This is a genomic window from Nocardioides nitrophenolicus (assembly GCF_016907515.1).
Classification (GTDB): domain Bacteria; phylum Actinomycetota; class Actinomycetes; order Propionibacteriales; family Nocardioidaceae; genus Nocardioides; species Nocardioides nitrophenolicus.
The window spans coordinates 657,021-679,792 of the sequence record NZ_JAFBBY010000001.1 but is presented as its reverse complement, the minus strand read 5'-3'; the positions used below and the strand labels follow the sequence as shown (position 1 = coordinate 679,792).

Sequence of the window (22,772 nt, the reverse complement as noted above, 5' to 3'; positions counted from 1 at the left end):
GGGAGGCGGGAATCGGGAGAGACGGCCGGGCGGGTGCCGGGCCACGACCACGCTAGGAAGCCACGACCGGGCCGGCCCACGGCCGGACTGCCCACACCGATGGGACTTTCGGCCTCACTGGTCGAGGACGTCGGCCAGGGGCCGGCGGGGCGTGCGGGGGAGCTCGCGGCGACCGATCGCCTGCCAGCCGACCCGGAGCAGCAGGTGCGGCTCGAAGCGGTCGCCGAGCACGGTGTGGGCGATCTCGTGACGGGTGCTCTCGACCTCGATCGGCTGGCTCATCGGGACCACCGACATGCCGGAGCGGGTGGCCTCCAGCCACAGGTCGCTCATCGCCTCGCCGGTGCGCAGCCAGCTCCCGACGTCGTCCCGGTCGCCGCCGAGGGCGATCACTCGCTCGCCGCCGTGGATCACGAGTCGGGTGTCCTCGAGCACGCCGGGCCGGAACCGGGACCGCGCGTGCAGCGGGTCGGGAGCATCGGGGAGCAGCTCTAGCGGGATGCCGTCGGGACCGTCCCGGTCGATCCAGCGGTCCTGCTCGAGCAGCCGCCGCCCTTCGACCTCGAGGCAGCTGATGGCGCGGTTGGCGAGCAGCTCGAGCCGGAACCGCGCTGCGTCGCTCGTCACGGGCTCCGCCCGGGCCCCCCACAGCGCGGCCCGGGCGGACAGCTCGTCGAGCCGGTCGGCCGGCACCGGCCAGGCCGTGAAGCGGCGCCGGTCGGTGCACCGGGAGCGCAGCAGGTCGATGTCGCCGCGCGCGACGGCGTGCCGGATGGTGCGCGACACCACGACCCGGGCGAGGAGGGTGTCCGGAGCCCCGAGCGGGAGCCGTTCGACGCTCGTCTCCCAGCCGAGGGCACGGGCGGCGAACTGCAGGTGGTGCAGCGCGGCGCCGCAGCTGAGCGTGAGATTGCGCCCGAGCGGGTCCTCGGCGGGCAGCCGGCGGCGGAGGTCGGCGGACAGCTCCAGGACGCCGCCGTCGAGCCGCCACCGCCACGGCTGGGTGTTGTGGACGCTCGGTGCGAGGCAGGCCAGGGAGACCAGCCGCTCGACCACCGCTCCGGGCGCGGTCTCCGAGCGAGTCCTGAGTCGGTTGGCCATGGCTGAGATCCCCCTCGTCCTCGATGAGCCTCCACGCTGGCGCACGCGCGACGCACAGGGCAGGGCACAAGGTCCTGAGCTCGAAGGTGCGCGGTCCCGCCCCGGCGGGCGCCGAACGGGACTAACGTGGGTGGGGTGAGCGACGACGATGCCCGCCCGGCCGACCAGATCCGGGTCTACCTGCTCGACGACCACGAGATGATCCGGCGCGGCATCCGCGACCTGCTCGAGAGCGAGGGCGACATCGTCGTCGTGGGGGAGTCCGACTCGGCCGCCGAGGCGACCCGCCGGATTCCCGCGCTGCGGCCCGACGTGGCGATCCTCGACGGACGCCTGCCCGACGGCTCCGGCATCGACGTCTGCCGCGACGTGCGCTCGCAGGACCCCTCGATCAAGGCGCTCATCCTGACGTCGTACGACGACGACGACGCGCTCTTCTCCGCGATCATGGCCGGCGCCGCCGGCTACGTGCTCAAGCAGGTGCGCGGCAGCGACCTGCTCGACAACGTGCGGCGGGTGGCGGCCGGGCAGTCGACGCTCGACCCCTCGGTCACCGCCCAGGTGCTCGACCGGATCCGCTCCGGGCCACCGGTCAACAAGGAGCTCGCGTCGCTGACGGACCAGGAGGGACGCATCCTCGACCTGATCGGCCAGGGGCTGACCAACCGGCAGATCGCCCGCGACCTGCACCTGGCCGAGAAGACCGTCAAGAACTACGTGTCGTCGCTGCTGGCGAAGCTCGGCATGTCCAGCCGTACGCAGGCCGCGATCTACGCGGTCAAGAACCCACCGCGCCCGCGCTGATCGTCGACGGCGACGATCCGCCGGCCGGTGAGCGAGCGGACCTCGATCCGCAGGCCGAGCACCCGTGACCCCGTGGCCCAGGGGTGCACGCCCTCGGTGGCGCGCTCCTCGCGCTCGCAGCGGCCGCGGACCACGACGCTCCAGCCCAGGCGGCTGTCCTCGTCGATCGCGTCCACCTCGAACGCGACCTCGCGGCCCGCGCAGTCGCGGGCCATCACGGAGTACGGCGTGGTCCGCAGCACGACGGCGTCGCCGTCGACCGCGAAGTTGACGGGGACGACGGACACACCGTGCATCCCGGACCAGGCGACCCGGCCCACGGGACGGGAGCGGAGAAGCTCCCAGCACTCGTCCTCGGACAGCTCCACCAGCCGGCCCGGCCGGTCATCGGGTGTCTGCATCGCGACCACCTCCTCTTCGGGGACGGCTCCATCCTCGTCCTGCTCCGCCCGCGCGGTCAGATGCAAGAGTCCCGGGTTCCCAGGTCCTTCGGCCCGCGCACGGAGTAGCGTCTGGGCCGTGGATGAGGCGGCGTCCGGCGGGGCGGTGGATCTGGGACAGGTGGAGTTCGAGGAGCTCGTGCGCGAGGTCCGGGACCGGATGCACGGTGCGCTCGACCAGCAGGCCCGGCTCCAGCTCCTGCTCGACGCCGTCGTCACGATCTCCGCCGACCTCAGCCTCGACGGCGTGCTGTCCCGCATCGTCGCGATCGCCAGCCGCCTCGTGGATGCGCGCTACGCCGCTCTCGGCGTCCTCAGCGCCGGCCGGCAGCGCCGGCTGCGGACGTTCGTCCACCACGGCATCTCGACCGAGCTCGCCGCCGAGATCGGCGACCTGCCCACCGGGCACGGCCTGCTGGGGCTGATCATCGACCGGCCGGAGCCGCTGCGCCTGCACGACATCGCCGAGCATCCGGCGTCGTACGGCTTCCCCGAGCACCACCCGCCGATGAGCTCGTTCCTCGGTGTGCCGGTGCGGATCAGGGAGCGGGTGTTCGGCAACCTCTACCTGACCGAGAAGGCCGGTGGGGGCGACTTCACCGCCGAGGACGAGGAGATCGTGATCGCGCTCGCGGCCGCCGCGGGCGTCGCGATCGAGAACGCGCGGCTCTACGAGGAGACCACGACCCGCGAGACCTGGGCGCGGGCCACGGCCGCGCTGGGCGCCGTGCTCGCCGACCCGGACTCCGCTGACGACGCGGTGACCGGGCTCGTGGCGCAGGCCCGCGAGCTGGCCGCTGCTGACGGGGCGTGGGCCGAGATCGTGACGGAGGAGGGCGAGAAGCAGCGTCTCGCCAGCAGCGGTGCCGAGATCGGCGACGGGGACGGAGCGGTGCTCGCCGTGCCGTTCACGCCGTCGGCGGGAATCAGTGGGGAGCTGTCGCTGGCCTGGACCCCTGAGCACGAGGACCGCTTCCACGCGCTCGACGCCAAGCTGGTCTCGACCTTCGCCGAGCAGGCGGCACTGTGGCTGCAGCTCGCCGAGGCGAGGGAGGACCAGCGCCGGCTGGCTGTCTTCGAGGATCGGGACCGGATCGGCCGGGACCTCCACGACCTCGTCATCCAGCGGCTCTTCGCCGTCGGCCTCGGGCTGCAGGGCGCGACCCGGCTGGTGCAGCGGCCGGAGGTGGCGGCCCGCATCGAGCAGGCCGTCGACGACCTGGACGCCACGATCAAGGACATCCGGCGGGCGATCTTCGGGCTGAGCTCGCTGGAGTCGGCCGGCGACGTCCAGGCCGAGGTCACCCGGCTGGTCGACCGCGCCGCCGCGACCCTGAAGTTCCGGCCGTCGCTGAGCTTCGAGGGCCCGGTGCGCACGCTGGTGCCCGACGAGGTCGTGCCAGACCTGCTCGCGGTGCTCGCCGAGGGGCTCTCCAACGCCAGCCGGCACGCCGAGGCGACGGCCGTCGAGGTGGTGCTCGAGGCCGGAGACCAGGTGGTGCTGACGGTGCGGGACAACGGTCGGGGCATGTCCGGTGCGGTCGCCGAGAGCGGACTGGCCAACATCCGGTCCCGCGCCGAGCAGCGGCGCGGGACGCTCACGGTCGAGTCGGCGCCCGAGGGCGGCACGGCGCTGATCTGGTCCGTGCCGCGCTGAGCATCGGCGGGTTCAGGACACCACAGCGCCCAGCGCGAGGGCGGCCGTACCCAGGACGAGCAGGATGCCGACGAGCGGCAGGACGAAGCGCAGGTACTGGTCGTAGCGGACCTTGGCCAGCGCCAGGCCACCCATCACCACAGCAGAGGTCGGGGTGATCAGGTTGACCACGCCCGACGCCGACTGGAAGGCCGTGACCACGACCGACCTCCCGACACCGGCGAAGTCGGCGAGGGGCGCGAGGATCGGCATGGCCAGCGCGGCGTGCCCGGAGGTCGAGGGCACCAGGAAGGCGAGCGGCACGTTGATCAGGAACATCACAGCCCCGAACACGCCGGAGGAGGTGCCACTGACGGTGTTCTCCATGGCGTGCAGGACGGTGCCGGTGATCTCGGTGTTGTTCATGATGACGGTCACCCCGCGGGCCAGCACGATGATCAGCCCGACCCCGACGAAGTCGCCGGCTCCGCGGGAGAGGGCCTCGCTCACTCCGTGCTCGCCGAGACCACCGACCAGGCCGACGACGAGCGACATCACCAGGAACAGCGCGGCGAGCTCGGGGAAGTACCAGTCCAGCTGCCAGGCGAAGCTGGTGGCGTCCGGGCCGTGGATCACCTGTGCCCACGGCACGATCGCGAAGATCATGAACGCGAAGGTCACCGCGACGATGGTCAGCACCGCCTTCTGTCGCCCGGTCAGGCGCGGCACGTCGCGCAGGCCGTGTCCGCGCAGCTCGTCGTCGCCGTCGACCGGCCCGACCAACGAGCGGGACGGGTCGGCCTTGACCCGGCGTGCGTAGCGGGTGACCCACCACACGGCGACCGGCACCAGCACGAGGTACATCAGGAACCGGAAGCCGATGCCGTCGCCGATCGAGATGTCCGCCGCGTCGGAGGCGACCCCGGTCGCAAAGGGGTTGACGGTCGAGGCGAGCACCCCGATGCCCGCGCCGACGAGGATGGTGGCCGCGGCGACCATCCGGTCGTAGCCCAGGGCGAGCAGCAGCGGGATGAGGAGCGCGTAGAAGCCGAGGGTCTCCTCGGCCATGCCCTCGGTGGTGCCCCCGATCGAGAACAGGATCATGAGCACCGCGATCAGCGCCGTGCCGCGCCCGCTCATCCGCTGGGCGACCCGGGCCACGCCGTCGTCGATCGCGCCGGTGCGCATGGCCATGGTGATGAACACGCCGATGGCCAGGACGAACAGGAAGACGCCGGCGGCGCCGTACAGCTCACCGGACTCGTACGGCCCGATCTTCCCGTCGGGGTTGAGGATGCCGTACAGGCCGTTGACGGGTGCCATGAAGAGGTCCATCAGCCGGTCGCCGAAGGAGAGTCCGCTGTCCGACGTCGCGTAGGTCCCCGGGATCGGCCGGCCGCTGTCGGCGTCGGTCTGGTAGGTGCCGGACGGGATGACGAAGGCGAGCAGCCAGACGACGATGGTCACGCCGAAGAGCACGGCGAAGGCGCTGGGGAAGTGGAAGCTGCGGCGGACCACCATCTCGCCGTCCGGCGGTGGTGGGGTCGTCGGGCGCTCGGCCCGGTGGGTCGTGCTCATGGCGGGTACCTCCAGTCGAAGCCGTGTCCGGACCACCGAAGCACCGTCGTCGCCTCGCGCAGATCGGTCGATGTGCCCGACGCGACGGGACCTAGGACCCCTCCCCGTGGCGCCGGGGTCGCGCAGGATCGGGGCCAGGAAACCAGAGAGGAATGCCGATGAACCTGCACGTCGACTCCGAGGTGGGCCCGCTGCGCCAGGCGATCCTGCACCGGCCGGGGGTGGAGCTGATGCGTCTGACGCCCACCAACAAGGACGCCTACCTGTTCGACGACGTGCTGTGGGTGAAGCGCGCCAAGCAGGAGCACGACGCGTTCGCCGAGGCGCTGCGCGACCAGGGTGTCGTGGTGCATCTGCTCGACCGGCTGCTCGCCGAGACGATGGAGATCCCGGAGGCCCGCCGGCACGTCCTCGACCACACCTTCGACGAGCGTCTCTACGGGCCGCTCGCGGCGGATGCGCTCCACAACCTCGGCACCTCGTTGCCGCCGGACGAGCTGGCGACGCTGCTGATCGGGGGGATCACGAAGCGCGAGCTGCTCGAGCGGATCGAGGAGCCGCGGTCGGTCGCCGTGCAGACCATGGCCACCGACGACTTCGTCGTTGCCCCGCTGCCCAACCACCTGTTCACCCGCGACACGTCCGCGTGGGTGTACGACGGAGTCTCGGTCAACGCGATGCGCAAGCGCGCGCGAACGCGCGAGACCGTTCACTACGAGGCGATCTACCGCTGGCACCCGGCCTTCGCGGACGCGGGCTTCCGGTGGTGGGCCGATGGATCCGGCGGGGCGCCCGCGACCACCGAGGGCGGGGACATCCTGGTCCTGGGCCGCGGCTCGGTCCTCGTCGGCATGAGCGAGCGGACCACGCCGCAGGGTGTGGAGCGGATGGCGCGCCGGATCTTCGAGGCCGGCAGCGCCGAGCGGATCGTGGCACTGGCCATGCCGCAGAAGCGAGCGTTCATGCACCTCGACACGGTGATGACCATGGTCGACGAGGAGACCTTCACCCAGTACGCGGGGCTCGGTCCGCTGCCGGCGTACACCATCGAGCCGGGGGACACCGCGAAGGAGCTCGCGGTCACCGCCCACGCTCCGGAGGAGATGCACTCCGCGATCGCGGCCGCGCTCGGCCTGGACCGGATCCGGGTGCTCACCCCGACCCAGGACGTCCGCTCGGCCGAGCGCGAGCAGTGGGACGACGGGTGCAACGTGCTCGCGGTCCGCCCTGGTGTGGTCGTCGCCTACGAGCGCAACGTCACGACCAACACCCACCTGCGCAAGCACGGCATCGAGGTGATCACCATCGAGGGCAGCGAGCTGGGGCGCGGTCGCGGCGGCCCGCGCTGCATGACCTGTCCGATCGAGCGCGAGGGGATCTGAGCACGATGGCATCACCGCTGCGCAACCGGTCCTTCCTCAAGGAGCTCGACCTCACGCCGGGGGAATGGCGCTATCTCCTCGACCTCGCCACGACGTTGAAGGCGGCCAAGCGGGCCGGGACCGAGCAGCCGCGCCTGGCCGGCAGGAACATCGCACTGATCTTCGAGAAGACCTCCACCCGCACCAGATGCGCGTTCGAGGTGGCCGCTCGCGACCAGGGCGCCGGCGTGACCTGCCTCGATCCCTCGGGCTCGCAGATCGGGCACAAGGAGTCGATGGCGGACACGGCCCGGGTGCTGGGCCGGATGTACGACGGCATCGAGTACCGCGGGTCGCGGCAGGCCGACGTCGAGGTGCTCGCCGAGCGCTCCGGCGTCCCCGTCTGGAACGGTCTCACCGACGAGTGGCACCCCACTCAGACGTTGTGCGACATGTTGACCATGCGCGAGCACGCGGGGAAGCCGGATTCCGAGATCGCCTTCGCCTACCTCGGCGACGCCCGCAACAACATGGGGAACTCGCTGCTCGTCGCGGGCGCGATGATGGGGATGGACGTGCGCATCGTCGCGCCCCGCGCACTGTGGCCCACCGACGAGGTCGTGGCGCGCGCCCGCAGCCTCGCCGAGCAGACAGGCGCCCGGCTGAGCCTGACCGAGGACGTCGCGCAGGGGGTCTCCGGCGTCGACTTCCTCTACACCGACGTGTGGCTCTCGATGGGTGAGCCCAAGGAGCGCTGGCCCGAGCGGATCGCGCTGTTGCGCGACTACCGGGTCGACGCCGGGGTCGTGAAGGCGACCGGCAACCCCGCGGTGCGGTTCATGCACTGTCTGCCCGCGTTCCACGACCGGCACACGAGCGTCGGCGAGGAGCTCTTCCAGCAGACCGGACTGACCGCGCTCGAGGTGACCGACGAGGTCTTCGAGTCGCCCCACTCCATCGTGTTCGACCAGGCCGAGAACCGGATGCACACCATCAAGGCGGTCCTCGTCGCGACGCTGGGGGACTGAGGTGCGCATCGTCGTCGCCCTCGGCGGCAACGCCCTGCTGACCCGGGGCGAGCGGCCTGACGCGGACATCCAGGAGGCCAACGTATGCCGGGCGGTGGCCGCGCTGGCTCCGCTCGCCGTCGAGCACGAGCTGGTGGTCACGCACGGCAACGGCCCGCAGGTCGGGGTGCTCGCCCTGCAGAGCGCCTCAGACCCGCGGCTGACCACGCCCTACCCCTTCGACGTGCTCGGTGCGCAGACCCAGGGGATGATCGGCTACTGGCTGCTCCAGGCGCTGCAGAACCGGCTACCCGGGCGCCAGGTCGCCGCGATCGTCAACCAGACCCTGGTGTCGGCCGCCGACCCGGCGTTCGACCAGCCGACGAAGTTCGTCGGCGAGGTGTACCCGGAGGCCGAGGCACGCCGGCTGGCCGCCGAGCGGGGCTGGACCGTGCGTGCCGACGGCCGAGGGTGGCGCCGGGTGGTCGGCTCGCCGCGTCCGGAGCGGGTCGTGGAGACGCCGCTCATCCGTGCGTTGCTGCGCCTCGGCGCGGTGGTCGTGTGCGCCGGCGGTGGCGGGGTCCCCGTCGTGCGGGACGAGCGTGGTGAGCTGCGGGGCGTCGAGGCGGTCGTCGACAAGGACCTCACCAGCGCGGTGCTCGCGGAGGCCCTGGACGCGGACGCCCTGCTGGTCCTCACCGACGTGCCGGCCGTGATGCGCGACTTCGGCACGCCTCGTCAGGCGGCCATCCACCGGGAGACGCCGGCGGGGCTTCGGCAGCTGGACCTCCCGGCGGGGTCGATGGGCCCCAAGGTCGAGGCGGTGTGCCGCTTCGTCGAGCTCACCGGGGGGATGGCGGCGATCGGTGCGCTGGAGAACGTGACGGCGATCCTCGCCGGTACGTCGGGCACGCTGGTCACGCCGTCGGGACGCTACGACGGCCCGGCGGCGGCCGGAGCAGACTCGTGACCGGCGCCGCGCGTGCGGCGGCGGTCGGTGAGCCGCCGGCGGGGCTCGACGACCAGCAGGTCATGGAGAGCCGCCGGGTCCACGGACCGAACGTGATGCCCCGCGCTCGGCGCAAGCCGGCGTGGCGGCTGCTCGTCGACCAGATGACCCACCTGCTCGCGGTCCTGCTCTGGGTGGCCGCCGCCCTGGCGGTGATCGGCGGGATGCCCGAGCTCGGCACGGCGATCTCACTCATCGTCGTGCTGAACGCCCTGTTCGCCTTCTGGCAGGAGTTCCACGCCGATCGCTCCACCGAGAGGCTGCGCGCGCTGCTCCCGTCCCGGGCGCTGGTCATCCGGTCCGGTCATCGGGTCCCGGTGGACGCCACCGACCTCGTGGTCGACGACATCGTCCTGGTCGAGGCAGGCGACCGGATCGCCGCGGACCTGCGGGTGATCTCCGCCGAGGGCCTCGCCGTCGACGAGTCACTGCTCACCGGCGAGAGCGCCGCCGTCGTCCACGGCGTCGGCGACACGCTCATGTCCGGCACCTTCGTCACCCAGGGACGCGCCCGGGCCCGAGTGGTCGCCGTCGGTCCCGAGACCACCCTCGCCGGGATCTCGCGTCTGTCCGAGACCGCTCACCGCCCGCCGAGCCCGCTCACCGTGCAGCTGCGCAAGGTGGTGCGCGTGGTGGCCGTCGTGGCGTTCACGGTCGGGATCGGGCTCGGCCTCGGCTCGCTCCTGCTCGGTCTCGACGCGACCGAGGCGTTCCTCTTCGGCGTCGGGGTCTCGGTCGCGCTCGTCCCCGAGGGCCTGCTGCCGACCGTCACCCTCTCCTTGGCCCGCGGCGCGCAGCGGATGGCGGGCGAGCGGGCGCTCGTGCGCCGTCTCGACGCGGTCGAGACGCTCGGGGCGACCACCTTCATCTGCACCGACAAGACAGGCACCATCACCCAGAACCGGATGAACGTGGTCACGGTCGTCACGCCGTCGGGACGGCACGACATCGCCGGCGACGGGTACGCGCCGACCGCTGTGCTCACCGGCACCGGCGACCTGGCCGACCTGCGGCAGGCGGCCCGCTCCGCCCTGCGCTGCGTGACGGGCCGGGTCAGGGACCGAGACGGGGACTGGTCGCCCGTCGGCGACCCGATGGAGGCTGCCCTGCACGCCCTGGCCCTGCGCGTCGGCGCTCCGGTCGAGGACGTCGTCGTGCGCTGTCCCTATACGCCGGAGCGGATGGTGAGCTCGGCGTGGTACGACGGGCAGGTCGCCGTCCTCGGGGCCCCGGAGGCCGTGCTCGCGCGCTGCCGTGCGGTTCCCGACGGTCTTCGCGCGACACTGGCCGAGCTGACCGATGCCGGCCTGCGCGTCCTCGCCGTCGCCGGTCGCCCGGGGCCCGCGGACGGGGGCGAGGCGAACGAGCACGATCTCACCTTCCACGCTCTGCTCGGCCTCCAGGACCCCCCGCGTCCCGACGTCGCGGCGGCGCTCGGCCAGTGCCGCCGGGCCGGGATCCGGGTCGCCATGCTGACGGGCGACCATCCCCGCACGGCACGGGCGATCGCCGGCCAGGTCGGCCTGCTGCGCGAGGGGGGTGTGGTGGTCGAGGGCAAGGACCTGCCCGCCGACGACGGTGAGCTCGCGGCGCTGCTCGACTCCGAGAGCGGCGCGGTCGTCGCCCGCGTCACCCCCGCCGACAAGCTGCGCATCGCACGGGCGCTGCGCCGGGGTGGACACGTGGTCGCGATGACCGGCGACGGCGTGAACGACGCTCCGGCCCTGCGGGCCGCCGATGTGGGCGTGGCGATGGGGGCGAGTGGCAGCGACGTGGCACGGGAGGCCGCGGACCTGGTGCTCCTCGACGACCACTTCGCCACGATCGTGACCGCCGTGGAGCTGGGCAGGGCGACCACCCAGAATGTGCGCCGCTTCCTCACCTTCCACCTCACCGACAACGTCGCCGAGCTCGCGCCCTTCGCCGCCTGGGCGCTCAGCGGCGGCAGCTTCCCCCTCGCCATCGGCGTGCTCCAGGTGCTGGCGCTCGACATCGGCACCGACATGCTGCCGGCGCTCGCGCTCGGGGCCGAGCCGGGACGTGCCGACGTCATGCGAGGACGTCGTCGACGTACGCTCATCGACCGCGGCCTGGCGGTCCGGGCGTTCCTGGTGCTCGGCCTGACCGAGGCGATCCTGGCGCTGACCGCGTTCACCGTCGTGCTGACCAGCCACGGCTGGCGGTGGGGGAGCACCCCCGACCCGTCGACCCTGGCGGTCGCCTCCGGCACGGCCTTCGCCGTGATCGCCGGGACCCAGGTGGCCAACGCCTTCGCCTGCCGCAGCACCCGGCTGCCCGTGTGGCGGCTCGACCTGCTCGGCAACCGGCTCGTGCTCGTCGCCGTCGCCGCCGAGGTGCTGCTGCTCCTGGTCTTCCTCGGCGTGCCACCGGTCGCGGACCTGCTGGGAGGCAGCTTCCCGGACGCCGGAGGTTGGCTGCTCGTCCTCGGGTCGGCCGGAGCGCTCATCCTCGTCGACGGCGTCGCCAAGAGGCTGCGCGGGACCAAGGTCCCTCGAGGTCCGGGCGCAGCGCCCCTGCCCGCGGCCTCGTCGGGAGGCGAGGCTCGGAGCGACCCCGAGGAGGCACCATGACCACCACCGCGCCCCGTCCCGTCGTCGTCGGGCACGACGGCGGCTACGCCAGCAGCGGAGCGCTGCGCTACGCCCTGGCCGAGGCGCGCCGCGGCGCGGCGCCGCTGCGCATCGTGCACGCCATGCCACTGCGGACCTCCGCCTTCGTGGACCTGCCGGTCCTCGCGGAGGAGCTGGACGCCGAGCGCCGGCAGGTGGAGGCGACCTTGCGCGCCGAGGCGTCCCGGCTGGCAGGCGACGTCGCGGTCCAGGTCGTCACCTGTCACGGTGCTCCCGCGTCCGTGCTCCTGGGGTCCGCGGAAGATGCCCGGCTGCTGGTGATCGGGCGCGAGCACCGGACCGGCCTGCGTCGGCTCCTCGGCGGAGCGACCACCGAGGACGTCGCGGCGCACGCGACCGCGCCGGTCGCCGTCGTACCCGAGGGCTGGCACGACGCCCAGACCCCTCGGCAACGGATCCTGGTCGCGTTGAAGGAGCCGGCTCACAGCGCGGAGCTGCTCGGCGCGGCCTTCCGGCGCGCGGAGCAGTCCGGGGCGATCGTCCGTGTCGTCCACGCCTGGCAGCCCGACGACCGGGTCTCCGGCGACCGCCCGGACGCGTGGACGCCCCAGGCGCTGCTGGTGGAGCGCGCGGCGTCGGCGATCGACGACCTGCTCCGGCCCTGGCGACGGGCGTTCCCCGGCGTGATCGCGAACGTCGAGGTCCACCTCGCCGATCCCCGGACCGACCTGCTCGAGGAGTCCGCCGCGGCCGACCTGGTGGTCCTGCTGCGCGGCGAGGCGCCGGTATTCGGGCCTCACCTCGGCGGCGTGCTGCGCCCGGTGCTCCACGCCGCGGACTGCCCGGTGCTGCTGGTGCCCGCCACGAGCGGCCAGCTTCCGCCCCTCGACCTCGAGCTGGAGCGCGCGGGCACGATGCTGCGCTGACCGGCCGGTCGTGTGGCGGCGCGGGCGCTACCTGCGCTCCGAGGCGAGGTCCCGCCAGGCGAGGGGCACCAGGACCCCCAGTGCCGGCACGACCCAGAACAGGAATCCCCAGCCGAAGAGCACCAGCAGCAGGTGGAATGCGATCACTCCGGCCCATCCGACGCGGGCTGCGCGCCCGCCGACGAGCAGGCATCCGCCGAGCGCGATCTCGCCGGCCATCAGGAGCAGTCCGTAGAGCTCGGGACGGGCCATGAAGACCTCGGCCCATGCGTCGCGCACGAACGGGAACAGGGCCTCGTCGGCGAACGGCCGGTAGAACTCGGCGTCGGAGATGACGATGCCGAGATGGACGCCTCCCGTCACGAGGAAGAAGGCGCCCACCACGCAGCGTGCGAGCCGACCGGTGGGCCGACGGCGGGATGCGGTCGTCACGACGTCGCCCTGGCTCGATGCAGCACCAACCGGCCGGCGCGCAGGGCAGGGACGGCGAACGCGAGGCTGGCCGCCGTGGTGATGACCAGCGTCGCCACCGAGGCCTGCGGGTCGTCGCGGAGGATCATCGCCGCGGCCATCGCCGCGACGGAGGCAGGGACGAGCGCGAACCAGGACACCACCGCGAACCAGGCAGCCGCGGCGGCCGGGTGGTCACGACCGACGGCGACGGCGGCCGCCACGGCGAGCGGTACGACGGCACCCAGGTCGAGCAGCACGATCGACCAGTAGAACGAGGGAGCCTCGGCATACTCGGCCGGGATCGGGCTGGAGGTCACCGATCCCGCGAGCAACGGCAGGTAGCGCGCCACGACGAACGCGGCGAGGAGGAGCAGCCAGGCGACGCGCGCGTGCCTGGTGCGATCGGAGATCCGGGGGCCCGGGGCGGTGACGGCCCGGCACCAGCACCACACGCCCGCGGCGCCCGCGAGCGTCGCGATCGCCAGATGAAGCAGGACCGCGGGCGAGTACGCGAGGCGCTCGGGTCCGATGACGTACTGGACGAACATGTAGGCCACGTAGCCCGTCGGTCCCAGGGCGAGGAGGGCCGCTCCCGGGCGGTCGTGGAGCGCCAGCACGGCGGCCGTGACCAGGGCCGGGACCACGAGGGCCAGGGTGACCGCCTCGAGTCCGAGCAGCTGGTTGAGGAGCGAGTCCGGCAGGGGATAGGCGAGGATGTCGCTGCCCAACGGTCCGAGCGCGCTGTTGAGGACCAGCGCGGCGGCGAGCAGCAGGAGCACCGGGCCGAGGGCCCGGTCGCGCCGTCGCGTCGGGGCGTGGGGTGCCGAGGCCGCCGCGGTGACGGGGCGCACGTCGGTCATGCGTCGACCCCCTCGGGCGCCCTCGTCTGGGGCTCGACCAGTCGCCGGTGCAGTTCCTCGGTCAGCACGTGGATCTGCCGGGTGAGGTCGGTGTTCGTCTTCAGCTCGAGCTCCTGCTCGACGAAGTCGTGGTCCGCCTTCGCCCGCTGCACCTCGGCCTGGCGGTTCTGGCCGATCATCACGAAGGTCGACAAGAAGATGGCCTCTAGGGAGACCACCAGGGTGAGGGTCGGCCAGGGGCTGCGCTCGGCGGCGAGCATCCAGAGCGCGAAGACCACCGTGTGGATCCACACGAACGGCATCGACCCGGCGAACGCGGTGATCGCGTCGGCAAGCCTGGCCTGCCAGTCCTCGGCCCGACGCTGGAAGTAGCGTTCGATGCCCGGGTGACGGGCGACCCCGTTGCCGCGGTGACCGGGCGCCTCTGATCGATGCATGCTCCGACGCTAGGAGCGTCGGGGCGGCTCGGGGAGGGACGGAGTGTCCTTCCCGGGCGGGAACTTGGTCCCGTCGGGAGGGGTGGTTCGCCCCTCGCCCCGGCTCGGGCTGCCGCGCCACGCTCGACGGGTCAGGACCTCCACGACCCGAGGAGTGACGGCCATGATGTGGAACGACGATCACTATTACTTCGGCTGGCCAGGGATGCTGCTGATGATGGCAGTGGTCTGGTCGCTCGCGGGCGCCGGCGTCTATCTCGGCGCGCGCTGGCTCGGGCGGGCCAGGACCACCGCTGATCCGCTCGCGATCCTCGACGAGCGACTCGCCCGCGGTGAGATCGACGTGGAGGAGTACACCCGGCTCTGGCAGGCGATCACCGACCGGCGCCCGGCGGTGCGGTCCCGATGACCCTCCGGCCTGAGGACCTTCGGCCCTGCCCGGCGCCGACCCGGTCCGATGACGATCGGGTGGTGACCAGCTACGTCTACTCGTTCGACGCCCCCGGCAACCCCGACCGCGACCTGCTCGGGAGCAAGGGAGCCGCGCTGGCGCGCATGGTGCAGCTCGGCCTGCCGGTGCCGCCCGGTTTCACGGTGACGACCGCGGCCTGCCGGCAGGTGCTGGAGCACGGAGCCCGACCCCCTGGCCTGAACGGCGACCTCGGGCATCACCTCGCCCTCCTGGAGGAGCGGACAGGACGCCGGCTCGGCGACCGCGAGCAGCCCCTCCTGCTGGCCGTCCGCACGGGAGAGGCGAGCTCGGTGCCTGGCGCGATGGACGGCCCGATGGACACGATCCTCGACGTCGGCCTCAACGACGAGACGGTCGAGGCGCTGGCCCGGCTGGCGGGGGACGAGCGCTTCGCGTGGGACTGCTACCGGCGCCTCGTCGAGATGTTCGGCGCGACCGTCCTCGGCGTGCCCGCCGAGCGGTTCACGGAGCTGACCCGGGCCGTGCTCGACGACCGGCGGGTCGCGGAGGTCGCGGGGCTCACCGCCGACGGGCTGCGTGACCTCGTCGAGCGGGGCCACGGGCTGTGCCTGGAGGTGGCCGGCCGGACCCTGCCGCAGGACCCCCGAGAGCAGCTCGACCTCGCCATCGACGCCGGGCTCGCCTCGTGGCACAGCGAGCGGGCCCGCCTCCACCGCCGCCGGTGCGACATTCCCGACCACCTGGGGACCGCGGTCAACGTCCAGGCGATGGTGTTCGGCAACCACGGTGACTCCTCGGGGAGCGGCGTCGCCTTCACCCGGGACCCCGCCACGGGGGAGGCCGGCGCCTACGGTGACTACCTCCCCGGCGCGCAGGGGAAGGAGGCCGTCACCGGAGTCCAGGCGGCCGTGCCGCTGGCCCGGTTGCGGGAGATCGACCGCGCGTCGTACCGGAGGCTTCGCGAGGTCATGGGCACGCTCGAACGTCATTACCGGGACCTGTGCGAGGTCGAGTTCACCGTCGAGGACGGCCGACTCTGGATCCTGCGGACCAGGGTCGGCGAGCGCAGCCCGGCCGCGGCCTTCCGGATCGCGGCCGACCTGGTCGACGAGGGGATGATCACCGAGGACGAGGCCCTGGTCCGGGTCAGCGGTGAGCAGCTCACGCAGCTGATGTTCCCGCGGCTCGACACCGGGCCGGTCGCCCCGGCCGCGGCCGGGCTCGCCGCTTCGCCCGGTGCCGCGGTCGGCCGGGTCGTGCTCGACAGCAGGACGGCTCTCGCCCTTGCCGCCCGCGGTGAGGAGGTCGTCCTGGTCCGGCCCGAGACGCGGGCCGACGACCTGCCGGGCCTCGACGCCGCCTGCGCCGTGGTCACCGCACGGGGCGGCCGGACGTCCCACGCCGCCGTGGTCGCCCGCGGCAGGGGACTGCCGGCCGTGTGCGGGGTCGAGGGGCTGGAGATCGACCCCGACACCCGTCAGGTGAGCCTCGCCGGTGAGCGGCTGTTCGCCGAGGGCGAGGTGATCTCGGTGGACGGTGTCACCGGTGGCGTCTACCGCGGCCGGCATCGCACGGTGTCCTCGGACGTGAGCCGTTGGCTCGACGGGCATTCGGTCGAGTCCCCGGTCGTGACCGCGGTCGCCCGGCTCCTGGCGCATGCCGACCGGTCGCGCCGGATCGACGTCCGGGCGAACGCGGAGACCGCGCGCGACATCGACCGAGCTGTCCGCTACGGCGCCGAGGGGGTCGGCCTGGTGCGCACCGAGCACCTGTTCCTCGGCGACCGCCGCACCTACCTCGAGCGCTTCCTCATCGGCGGAGAGGGGGAGCGGGCCGACGCCCTCCGCGAGCTGACCGCGCTCCAGCGCGAGAGCTTCGCCGTCCTCCTCGCCGCGGCGGCGGGTCGGCCCCTGACCATCCGCCTCCTCGACGCGCCCCTCCACGAGCTGCTGCCGGACCTCACCGAGCTCGCCGTGCGCACCGCGACGGCGACGGCGCACGGGTGTCCGGACGAGAGGCTGCGGGCCCGGCTCGCCGCCGTCCGCCGCCTGCACGAGGCGAACCCGATGACGGGCCTGCGGGGTGTCCGCCTGGCGATCGTGCGGCCCGAGCTGGTCGTGGCCCAGGCGACGGCGGTGTTCGAGGCGGCCGCCGACCTGCGCGAGCGCGGGCGTGCGGTGGATCTCGAGCTGATGGTGCCCCTGGTCAGCTCCGTGGGCGAGCTCGTCGCGGTCGCCCGCTCCGTCGGGCAGGCCGCGGACGATGTCGCGGCCCGCCGGGGCCGGGTGCCCTATCGGCTCGGGGCCATGGTGGAGACGCCCCGGGCGGCGGTCACGGCTGGTCATCTGGCCGAGCACGCCGACTTCCTTTCCTTCGGCACCAACGACCTCACCCAGCTGACCTGGGGGCTCTCGCGCGACGACGCCGAGCGCATGTTCCTTCCGCGCTATCTCGACGACGGCGTGCTGACGAGCTCGCCGTTCGCCACGATCGACGAGGAGGGGGTGGGCTATCTGCTCGGCCTCGCGGTCGAGGGCGCCCGGCGTCGTCGTCCCCAGCTCCCCATCGCGGTGTGCGGCGAGCACGCGGGCGATCCCGCGTCCATCGGCTTCCTCGCGGGGCTCGGGCCGGCCTATCTGTCCTGCGCGCCGTCCCGGGTCCCGGTCGCGCGTCTGGAGGTGGGCCGGGCCGCGGTACTGGCGGAGGGCTGCCCCGCGGACCGGTTCGACGAGCTCGACGCTCCCGTCCTGGCCCGGGTCGGGTGATCCCGGTGCTGGTGGAGGACATCATGAGTCCGCACCCGGTCACGGTGCGCACCGACCTGCCGCTCGGCGCCGCCGCGCGGCTGCTGGCCCGGCATGCCGTCACCGCGTTACCGGTCGTCGACGAGCGCTCCCGGGTGGTCGGCGTGATCAGCGAGGCCGACATCCTCGCGGGCTCCCGGCTGACCGACTCCGTGGGCAGCGCGATGAGCAGGGTGATCGCCCTCGTGCATCCTGAGACGGACGTCGCCGAGCTGCGCGCGATCCTGACCCGCACCGGGGTGAAGAGCCTGCCGGTCGTCGACGCGGCGGACCAGGTCGTCGGGGTGGTCAGTCGCAGCGACGTGGTCCGTGCGTTCGCCCACGACGACGAACAGCTCGAGGCAGACGTGGCCGACGTCCTCGCCCGCGCCCGGGTGTCCGGGTGCGGGGTGCGGGTGCGCAACGGCATCGTGCAGCTCACGGGGCTCGAGGCCACCGACGAGGGCCGCCGTGCATTCGTTCTCGACGCGGTCGGCGCCATACCGGGTGTGGTCACGGTCCGATGGGGCCGAGGGCGATGAGCACGCTCGAGGAGCTGGATGTCCGCGACTGCGAGCGGCTGTTGCGCTCGGGGGTGTTCGGGCGCGTCGTGCTGGTCGCCGACGGGCGCCTGGAGATCGTCCCGGTCAACTACACCACTCACGGCGACGCCGTCTGGGTGCGGACCCGGCCGGGATCGCTCCTGGACCGCTGCGCCGACGGCGCACCGGTGCTCCTGGAGGTCGACCACGTCGACCACGACCGCGCCCGCGGCTGGTCGGTCGTGGCCCGTGGCCACGGCGAGCGGGTGCGGGACTGCGAGCGCACCGGCTCCGAACGACGACGCTCGGGCCCGCCACGGTGGGTGCGCCGGGAGGACGAGGCGTGGCTCCAGCTGCGTTGGGAGGAGCTGACCGGTCGGCGTACCGGATCGGGCTGGGACCTGACGGCCGGGCTGCCGGTGAACAGGATCGCCCGGTGACCTCCGCCGACGTGCTGCTGAGCGACGGTGGCCTGGCGGAGATCCGGCCGCTGGAGGCCGCCGACAGCGCCGGTGTCCATGAGCTGCACGAGAGGGCCTCTGATGACGCGCTGCGGTTGCGCTTCTTCAGCGGCGGGCGCCGCGCGGCCAGGCTGTACGTCGACCGGGTGCTCGACTCCCCGGAGACCATCGCGCTCGTCGCGCTGTCCGGGGACCGCCTGGTCGCCCTGGCCACCGCGGAGCCGATCGACGCCACGAGCTGTGAGGTGGCGTTCCTCGTGGCCGACGACCTGGCCGGTCACGGCCTGGGGACCCTGCTGCTGGAGCATCTCGCCGCGCGGGCCCGTGACCGGGGGATCGGGCGGTTCACCGCCCTGGTCCTCGCGGAGAACCATCGGATGCTCGACGTCTTCGCCCGGGCGGGGTTCACCGTCGCCCGGACCACCGAGGTCGGTGAGTGCGAACTGGACCTGGACATCGCGGTCACGCCGGCGGTCCAGGAGGCCGCGGACCTGCGCGAGTTCGTGGCGGAGGCCCGGTCCCTGCGCCCGCTGCTGGCTCCCCGGTCGGTCGCCGTCTACGGCGCCCGCCGGGACGGAACCGGCATCGGCGCGGCGGTGCTGACGGCCGTGCGCCGCGACGGGTTCGCGGGCGATGTCGTCGCCATCCATCCGCGTGCCCGGGTCGTGGCCGGCGTGCCCGCCCGCGACTCACTCGCGGACGGGACGCCGGTCGACCTCGCGGTCATCGCTGTCCCGGTGGCGGGCGTCCTCGACGCGCTCGAGGACGCGATCGCCGGGGGAGCGCGGAGCGCCGTGGTGGTCTCGTCGGGCTTCGGCGAGATGGGTCCGGACGGGTCGCGGCTGCAGCGGGAGCTGGGCCGCACCGCTCGTCGCCACGGAGTCCGGGTGGTCGGGCCCAACTGTCTCGGCGTGCTCGACAACGCCCCCGACGTGCGGCTCAACGCGACCTTCGGACTGCGGGCGCCTGGCCCCGGGGGCCTCGCCGTCGCCAGCCAGTCCGGTGGTGTCGGCATCGCACTGATGGAGCTGCTCGCCGACGAGGGCGTCGGCGTGCGCACGTTCGTCTCGCTCGGCAACAAGGTCGACGTCTCCGGCAACGACCTCCTCGCGGCCTGGTACGACGACCCCGAGGTCACCTGCGCCGCGCTCTATCTCGAGTCGTTCGGGAACGCGCGCAAGTTCGCTCGGTTCGCACGCCTGTTCTCCGAGCGCAAGCCGCTGGTCGCGGTGGTCGGCGGCCGCTCCGCCGGTGGCCGGCGGGCGGGCGCCTCGCACACCGCCGCCGCCGCGACCTCCGCGGTCGGGGTGGCGGCCCTGTGCGCCCAGAGCGGCGTCATCGCGTGCCGGGACGCCGAGGAGCTGGCTGACACGGTCACGGTCCTGACCCGCGAGCCGCTCCCGGCCGGGCCGCGGATCGCGGTCCTGAGCAACGCAGGCGGGCTCGGCGTGCTGGCGGCCGACGCGGCGCAGGACGCCGGCCTCGACGTGGTCGCGTTCTCACCGGCGCTGCGTGCCGAGGTCGCCCATCGCGTCGCGCAGACCACCGGATCGGCCAACCCGGTCGACGCCGGAGCGGGCGCCGACGCCGAACGGGTCGCCGCGCTCGCGGACGTGATGCTCGCCTCCGACGAGGTCGACGCCCTGCTCGTGGTCCTGGTCGCGACGGACACCAACGACGTCCTGGGCGTGCTCGACGCCCTCGCCGACGTACGACGTCGTCACCCGGGTCGTCCCGTGATCGCGGTCGGACTGGGCGTGGATGCGGACGGGACCCATGCGGGAGTCACGACGCTGCGGTCCAGCGCGGCCGCGGTGGCCGCGCTCGGGCGGGCGGTGAGGTACGCCGCATGGCGTCGCGACGTCGTTCCCCCAGCTCCGGCCCCGGACCCGGTGCGGGCGCGGAAGTCCCGGGACGAGGCGATCGACCTGCTCGCCCGTGGCGGCGTCGATGGCTGGGTCGCACCCGGCGACGCCGCAGCGCTGCTGCACCGCTACGGACTCAAGTCCGCCGGCGTCGTCACGACCGCCGCCGACGCACCACAGGCGGCCGCGCAGATGGGCTTCCCCGTGGCGGTCAAGGTCGCCAGCGCAGACGTGGTCCACCGCACCGAGCGGCGGCTGGTCGCCACGGGGCTGATGTCCCCGAAGGAGGTGGCGCTCGCCGCCGACGACATCGAGCGCCGGATGGGCAGGGCCTGTCCGGTGCTGGTGCAGCCGATGGTCACCGGCGTCGAGATGGCGCTCGGCATGGTGCGCGACCCCGTTCTCGGCCCACTGGTGATGGTGGCGCCGGGCGGGGTGAGCACCGACCTGGCCGACGACCGCGCGTTCCTGCTCCCGCCGTTCGTGCCGGGGGAGATCATGCGGGCGCTGCGCACCTTGCGCACCTGGCCACTGCTCGACGGCTTCCGGGGCGCGCCGCGGGCGGACGTCGAGGCATTCGCACGCGCGGCCTCAGCGCTCGGGCAGCTCGCGGTCGAGGTACCCGAGATCGCCGAGCTGGACCTCAACCCGGTGCTGGTCACCGAGGACGGGATCCACCTGGTCGACGTCAAGGTGCGCCTCGCGGCGGGAGAGTCGCTGGACGAGCCTCGGCAGCTGCGCCGGACCTGACGGCACGACGGCCCTGGGTGCGGGGACCTAGGACCCTGTCGCGGCGCCGAGGCCGCTCCTAGCGTCGGTGAGTGAGACCACCGCACCGCAGAGCAGGAAGGTCGTTGCGATGCCGACCACACCGACGATGTCATCCCGCGCCCCGACCGTGGGGCCGGTCAGTCCCATCCTGACCTTCCTGGGAGCAGCCGGGACGGTCACGGGCAGCTGCTTCCTGCTCGAGCACGACACCAGCCGGGTGCTCGTCGATGCCGGCCTCTACCAGGGCCCGTCCGAGCTGCGACGCAGGAACTGGGAGCCGCTGCCGATCGACCCGGCGACGGTGGACGCCGTGCTGCTCACCCATGCCCACCTGGACCACTGCGGCCAGTTGCCGCGACTGGTGAAGGACGGCTTCGCCGGGCCGATCCACTGCAGCAAGGAGACGGCCGCGCTGGCCGCGATCGTGCTGAGGGACAGCGCCCATCTCCTCGAGGAGGAGGCGCGCTACGCCAACGAGTCCGGCTGGTCGCGGCACCGGCCGGCGCTGCCGCTGTACACCGCGGACGACGTCGAGAGGACGCTGCGCCGGTTCGCGCCTCTGCCGTATGACGAGCACCACTCGGTCACGGCATCCGTGGGAGTCCGTCTCCACCCGGCCGGGCACATCCTCGGCTCGGCGACCCTCGAAGTGGACATCGCCGGGGACGTGGTGGTCTTCAGCGGCGACCTCGGCCGCGACGGGCACCCGCTCCTCGAGCCACCGCCCGCGCCCGTGGCCGCCACCGCGCTGGTGCTCGAGTCCACCTACGGCGACCGCGTGCACCCGACGGCCGAGCCCGGCGTCCTCGCCGGCGCGGTGCGGCGCACCGTCGGCCGTGGCGGCACGGTCCTCATCCCCGCCTTCGCCGTCGACCGGACCGAGCTGGTGCTGCTGGAGCTCGAACGGCTCGAGAGCGCCGGGCTGATCCCGCGGGTGCCGATCCACGTCGACAGCCCGATGGCACTCGAGGCCCTCGGGGTGTATCTCCGGGCCCTGCACGAGGGCTCCGCGCAGCTCCGGGCCGATCGGGCGGAGGCACTGGAGAGGCTCCGCGCTCTCGACCTCCACGCCGTGCGGGATGCCGGCGAGTCCCGCCGCCTCAACGACCCTGACCAGCCGTGCATCATCGCCTCGGCGTCCGGCATGGCGAGCGGCGGGCGGGTCGTCCACCACCTCGCCCACCAGCTGCCCGACCCGCGCAACTGCGTGGTCCTCACGGGCTACCAGGCACCCGGCACCCGTGGGCGACAGCTCCAGGACGGCGCGCGGCACCTCAAGATCCACGGGCACTACGTCCCGGTACGCGCCGAGGTGGTCGACGTACCGGACTTCTCGGTGCACGCCGACGCCGACGACCTCGTCGCCTGGGTGGCTTCGGCGGCCGCGCCCCCGACCACGGTGTACGTCGTGCACGGGGAGCCGCACTCCTCCGCGGCGCTCGCCGGGCGGATCGAGGACGAGCTGGGCATCTGCGCCGTCGTCCCCACGCTCGGTGAGCGGGTGCGCGTCGACTGAGAGGCCTCGGCAAGGGACCGCCGTGGACGGTCCGGTCAGGACGCGATGACGAGCCGGGGTGCTGGGCGGAGGGTCATGCTCTCGGCGAGCCGGTGCCGGACGAGCTCCTCGCACAGCGCCATCCGCCGGTCCTCGTCCGGGTGGTAGGCCTGCAGCAGCTGCTCGGCACGCAGGACCGCGGCCAGCACCTGGCCGGCG

The 22,772-nt window shown here is 73.4% G+C and carries 20 protein-coding genes; 13 read left to right on the top strand and 7 right to left on the bottom strand.

The annotated features are described in order from the left end of the window. Positions 1-114: 114 nt before the first annotated feature. The gene (locus tag JOD66_RS03255; protein ID WP_204835503.1) at positions 115-1,101 is read right to left on the bottom strand and encodes an Acg family FMN-binding oxidoreductase; all 987 of its coding nucleotides are present in this window, start codon (positions 1,099-1,101) and stop codon (positions 115-117) included. A 135-nt stretch (positions 1,102-1,236) separates the two neighbouring features. On the opposite strand from JOD66_RS03255, the gene JOD66_RS03250 reads away from it, so the two are divergent. Next, entirely contained in the window at positions 1,237-1,905 is a 669-nt protein-coding gene (locus JOD66_RS03250) for a response regulator (RefSeq protein WP_307823268.1), read from the top strand. Here the strand turns inward: JOD66_RS03250 and JOD66_RS03245 are convergent. Beyond that, the gene (locus JOD66_RS03245; protein ID WP_204835502.1) at positions 1,872-2,306 is read right to left on the bottom strand and encodes a pyridoxamine 5'-phosphate oxidase family protein; all 435 of its coding nucleotides are present in this window, start codon (positions 2,304-2,306) and stop codon (positions 1,872-1,874) included. The two genes, JOD66_RS03250 and JOD66_RS03245, sit on opposite strands and share 34 nt — an antisense overlap. A gap of 118 nt (positions 2,307-2,424) precedes the next feature. Here JOD66_RS03245 and JOD66_RS03240 point away from each other — a divergent pair, with 118 nt between their 5' ends. Continuing rightward, complete coding sequence (locus tag JOD66_RS03240; RefSeq protein ID WP_307823267.1) at positions 2,425-4,002, top strand: GAF domain-containing sensor histidine kinase; 1,578 nt, start codon at positions 2,425-2,427, stop codon at positions 4,000-4,002. 12 nt (positions 4,003-4,014) lie between these two features. Here JOD66_RS03240 and JOD66_RS03235 read toward each other — a convergent pair whose 3' ends face one another. After that, entirely contained in the window at positions 4,015-5,559 is a 1,545-nt protein-coding gene (locus JOD66_RS03235) for a YfcC family protein (protein ID WP_204835501.1), read from the bottom strand. Between the two features lie 158 nt (positions 5,560-5,717). Between JOD66_RS03235 and JOD66_RS03230 the strand changes: the two genes are divergently transcribed. From JOD66_RS03230 to JOD66_RS03210, 5 genes are read left to right on the top strand one after another with little or no spacing between them, the layout of a single operon-like run. After that, positions 5,718-6,941, top strand: coding sequence for an arginine deiminase (locus JOD66_RS03230; protein WP_204835500.1), 1,224 nt, complete (start codon positions 5,718-5,720; stop codon positions 6,939-6,941). A 5-nt stretch (positions 6,942-6,946) separates the two neighbouring features. Further along, positions 6,947-7,948: an ornithine carbamoyltransferase gene (gene argF, locus JOD66_RS03225; RefSeq protein WP_204835499.1), complete on the top strand. Its 1,002-nt coding sequence runs from the start codon at positions 6,947-6,949 to the stop codon at positions 7,946-7,948. A 1-nt stretch (position 7,949) separates the two neighbouring features. After that, positions 7,950-8,897, top strand: a complete 948-nt coding sequence (locus JOD66_RS03220) for a carbamate kinase (protein WP_204835498.1) — start codon at positions 7,950-7,952, stop codon at positions 8,895-8,897. Next, a complete protein-coding gene (locus tag JOD66_RS03215) occupies positions 8,894-11,527 on the top strand; it encodes a cation-translocating P-type ATPase (protein WP_204835497.1) in 2,634 nt (877 codons plus the stop codon). The genes JOD66_RS03220 and JOD66_RS03215 overlap by 4 nt, the downstream gene beginning before the upstream one ends. Next, positions 11,524-12,453 carry a universal stress protein gene (locus JOD66_RS03210; RefSeq protein ID WP_204835496.1) on the top strand — a complete coding sequence of 310 codons (930 nt, stop codon included), beginning with the start codon at positions 11,524-11,526 and terminating at the stop codon, positions 12,451-12,453. Before JOD66_RS03215 ends, JOD66_RS03210 begins: the two co-directional genes overlap by 4 nt. A 27-nt stretch (positions 12,454-12,480) precedes the next feature. Here JOD66_RS03210 and JOD66_RS03205 read toward each other — a convergent pair whose 3' ends face one another. Genes JOD66_RS03205 through JOD66_RS03195 form a run of 3 tightly spaced genes read right to left on the bottom strand, consistent with a single transcriptional unit; the run spans position 12,481 to position 14,203 of the window. Continuing rightward, on the bottom strand, positions 12,481-12,885 hold the full coding sequence (locus JOD66_RS03205) for a hypothetical protein (protein WP_204835495.1): 405 nt from the start codon (positions 12,883-12,885) through the stop codon (positions 12,481-12,483). Further along, positions 12,882-13,766, bottom strand: a complete 885-nt coding sequence (locus tag JOD66_RS03200; protein WP_204835494.1) for a hypothetical protein — start codon at positions 13,764-13,766, stop codon at positions 12,882-12,884. Before JOD66_RS03200 ends, JOD66_RS03205 begins: the two co-directional genes overlap by 4 nt. Further along, on the bottom strand, positions 13,763-14,203 hold the full coding sequence (locus tag JOD66_RS03195; RefSeq protein WP_204835493.1) for a DUF1003 domain-containing protein: 441 nt from the start codon (positions 14,201-14,203) through the stop codon (positions 13,763-13,765). The genes JOD66_RS03200 and JOD66_RS03195 overlap by 4 nt, the downstream gene beginning before the upstream one ends. A 163-nt stretch (positions 14,204-14,366) precedes the next feature. Here JOD66_RS03195 and JOD66_RS03190 point away from each other — a divergent pair, with 163 nt between their 5' ends. The 6 genes from JOD66_RS03190 (at position 14,367) to JOD66_RS03165 (ending at position 22,574) form a co-directional block, all read left to right on the top strand. Further along, positions 14,367-14,612: an SHOCT domain-containing protein gene (locus JOD66_RS03190; protein ID WP_204835492.1), complete on the top strand. Its 246-nt coding sequence runs from the start codon at positions 14,367-14,369 to the stop codon at positions 14,610-14,612. A 62-nt stretch (positions 14,613-14,674) separates the two neighbouring features. After that, entirely contained in the window at positions 14,675-17,401 is a 2,727-nt protein-coding gene (gene ppdK / locus JOD66_RS03185; protein WP_307823266.1) for a pyruvate, phosphate dikinase, read from the top strand. 23 nt (positions 17,402-17,424) lie between these two features. Then, on the top strand, positions 17,425-17,961 hold the full coding sequence (locus tag JOD66_RS03180; RefSeq protein ID WP_204835490.1) for a CBS domain-containing protein: 537 nt from the start codon (positions 17,425-17,427) through the stop codon (positions 17,959-17,961). Further along, entirely contained in the window at positions 17,958-18,401 is a 444-nt protein-coding gene (locus tag JOD66_RS03175) for a pyridoxamine 5'-phosphate oxidase family protein (RefSeq protein ID WP_204835489.1), read from the top strand. Before JOD66_RS03180 ends, JOD66_RS03175 begins: the two co-directional genes overlap by 4 nt. Then, positions 18,398-21,037 carry a bifunctional acetate--CoA ligase family protein/GNAT family N-acetyltransferase gene (locus JOD66_RS03170; RefSeq protein ID WP_204835488.1) on the top strand — a complete coding sequence of 880 codons (2,640 nt, stop codon included), beginning with the start codon at positions 18,398-18,400 and terminating at the stop codon, positions 21,035-21,037. The genes JOD66_RS03175 and JOD66_RS03170 overlap by 4 nt, the downstream gene beginning before the upstream one ends. Before the next feature lie 109 nt (positions 21,038-21,146). Continuing rightward, complete coding sequence (locus JOD66_RS03165) at positions 21,147-22,574, top strand: MBL fold metallo-hydrolase (RefSeq protein WP_239545056.1); 1,428 nt, start codon at positions 21,147-21,149, stop codon at positions 22,572-22,574. A 35-nt stretch (positions 22,575-22,609) separates the two neighbouring features. Here the strand turns inward: JOD66_RS03165 and JOD66_RS03160 are convergent, their stop codons facing one another. After that, positions 22,610-22,762 (bottom strand): hypothetical protein, encoded by a 153-nt coding sequence (locus JOD66_RS03160; RefSeq protein WP_204835487.1) that lies wholly within the window; start codon positions 22,760-22,762, stop codon positions 22,610-22,612. Positions 22,763-22,772 lie beyond the last annotated feature (10 nt).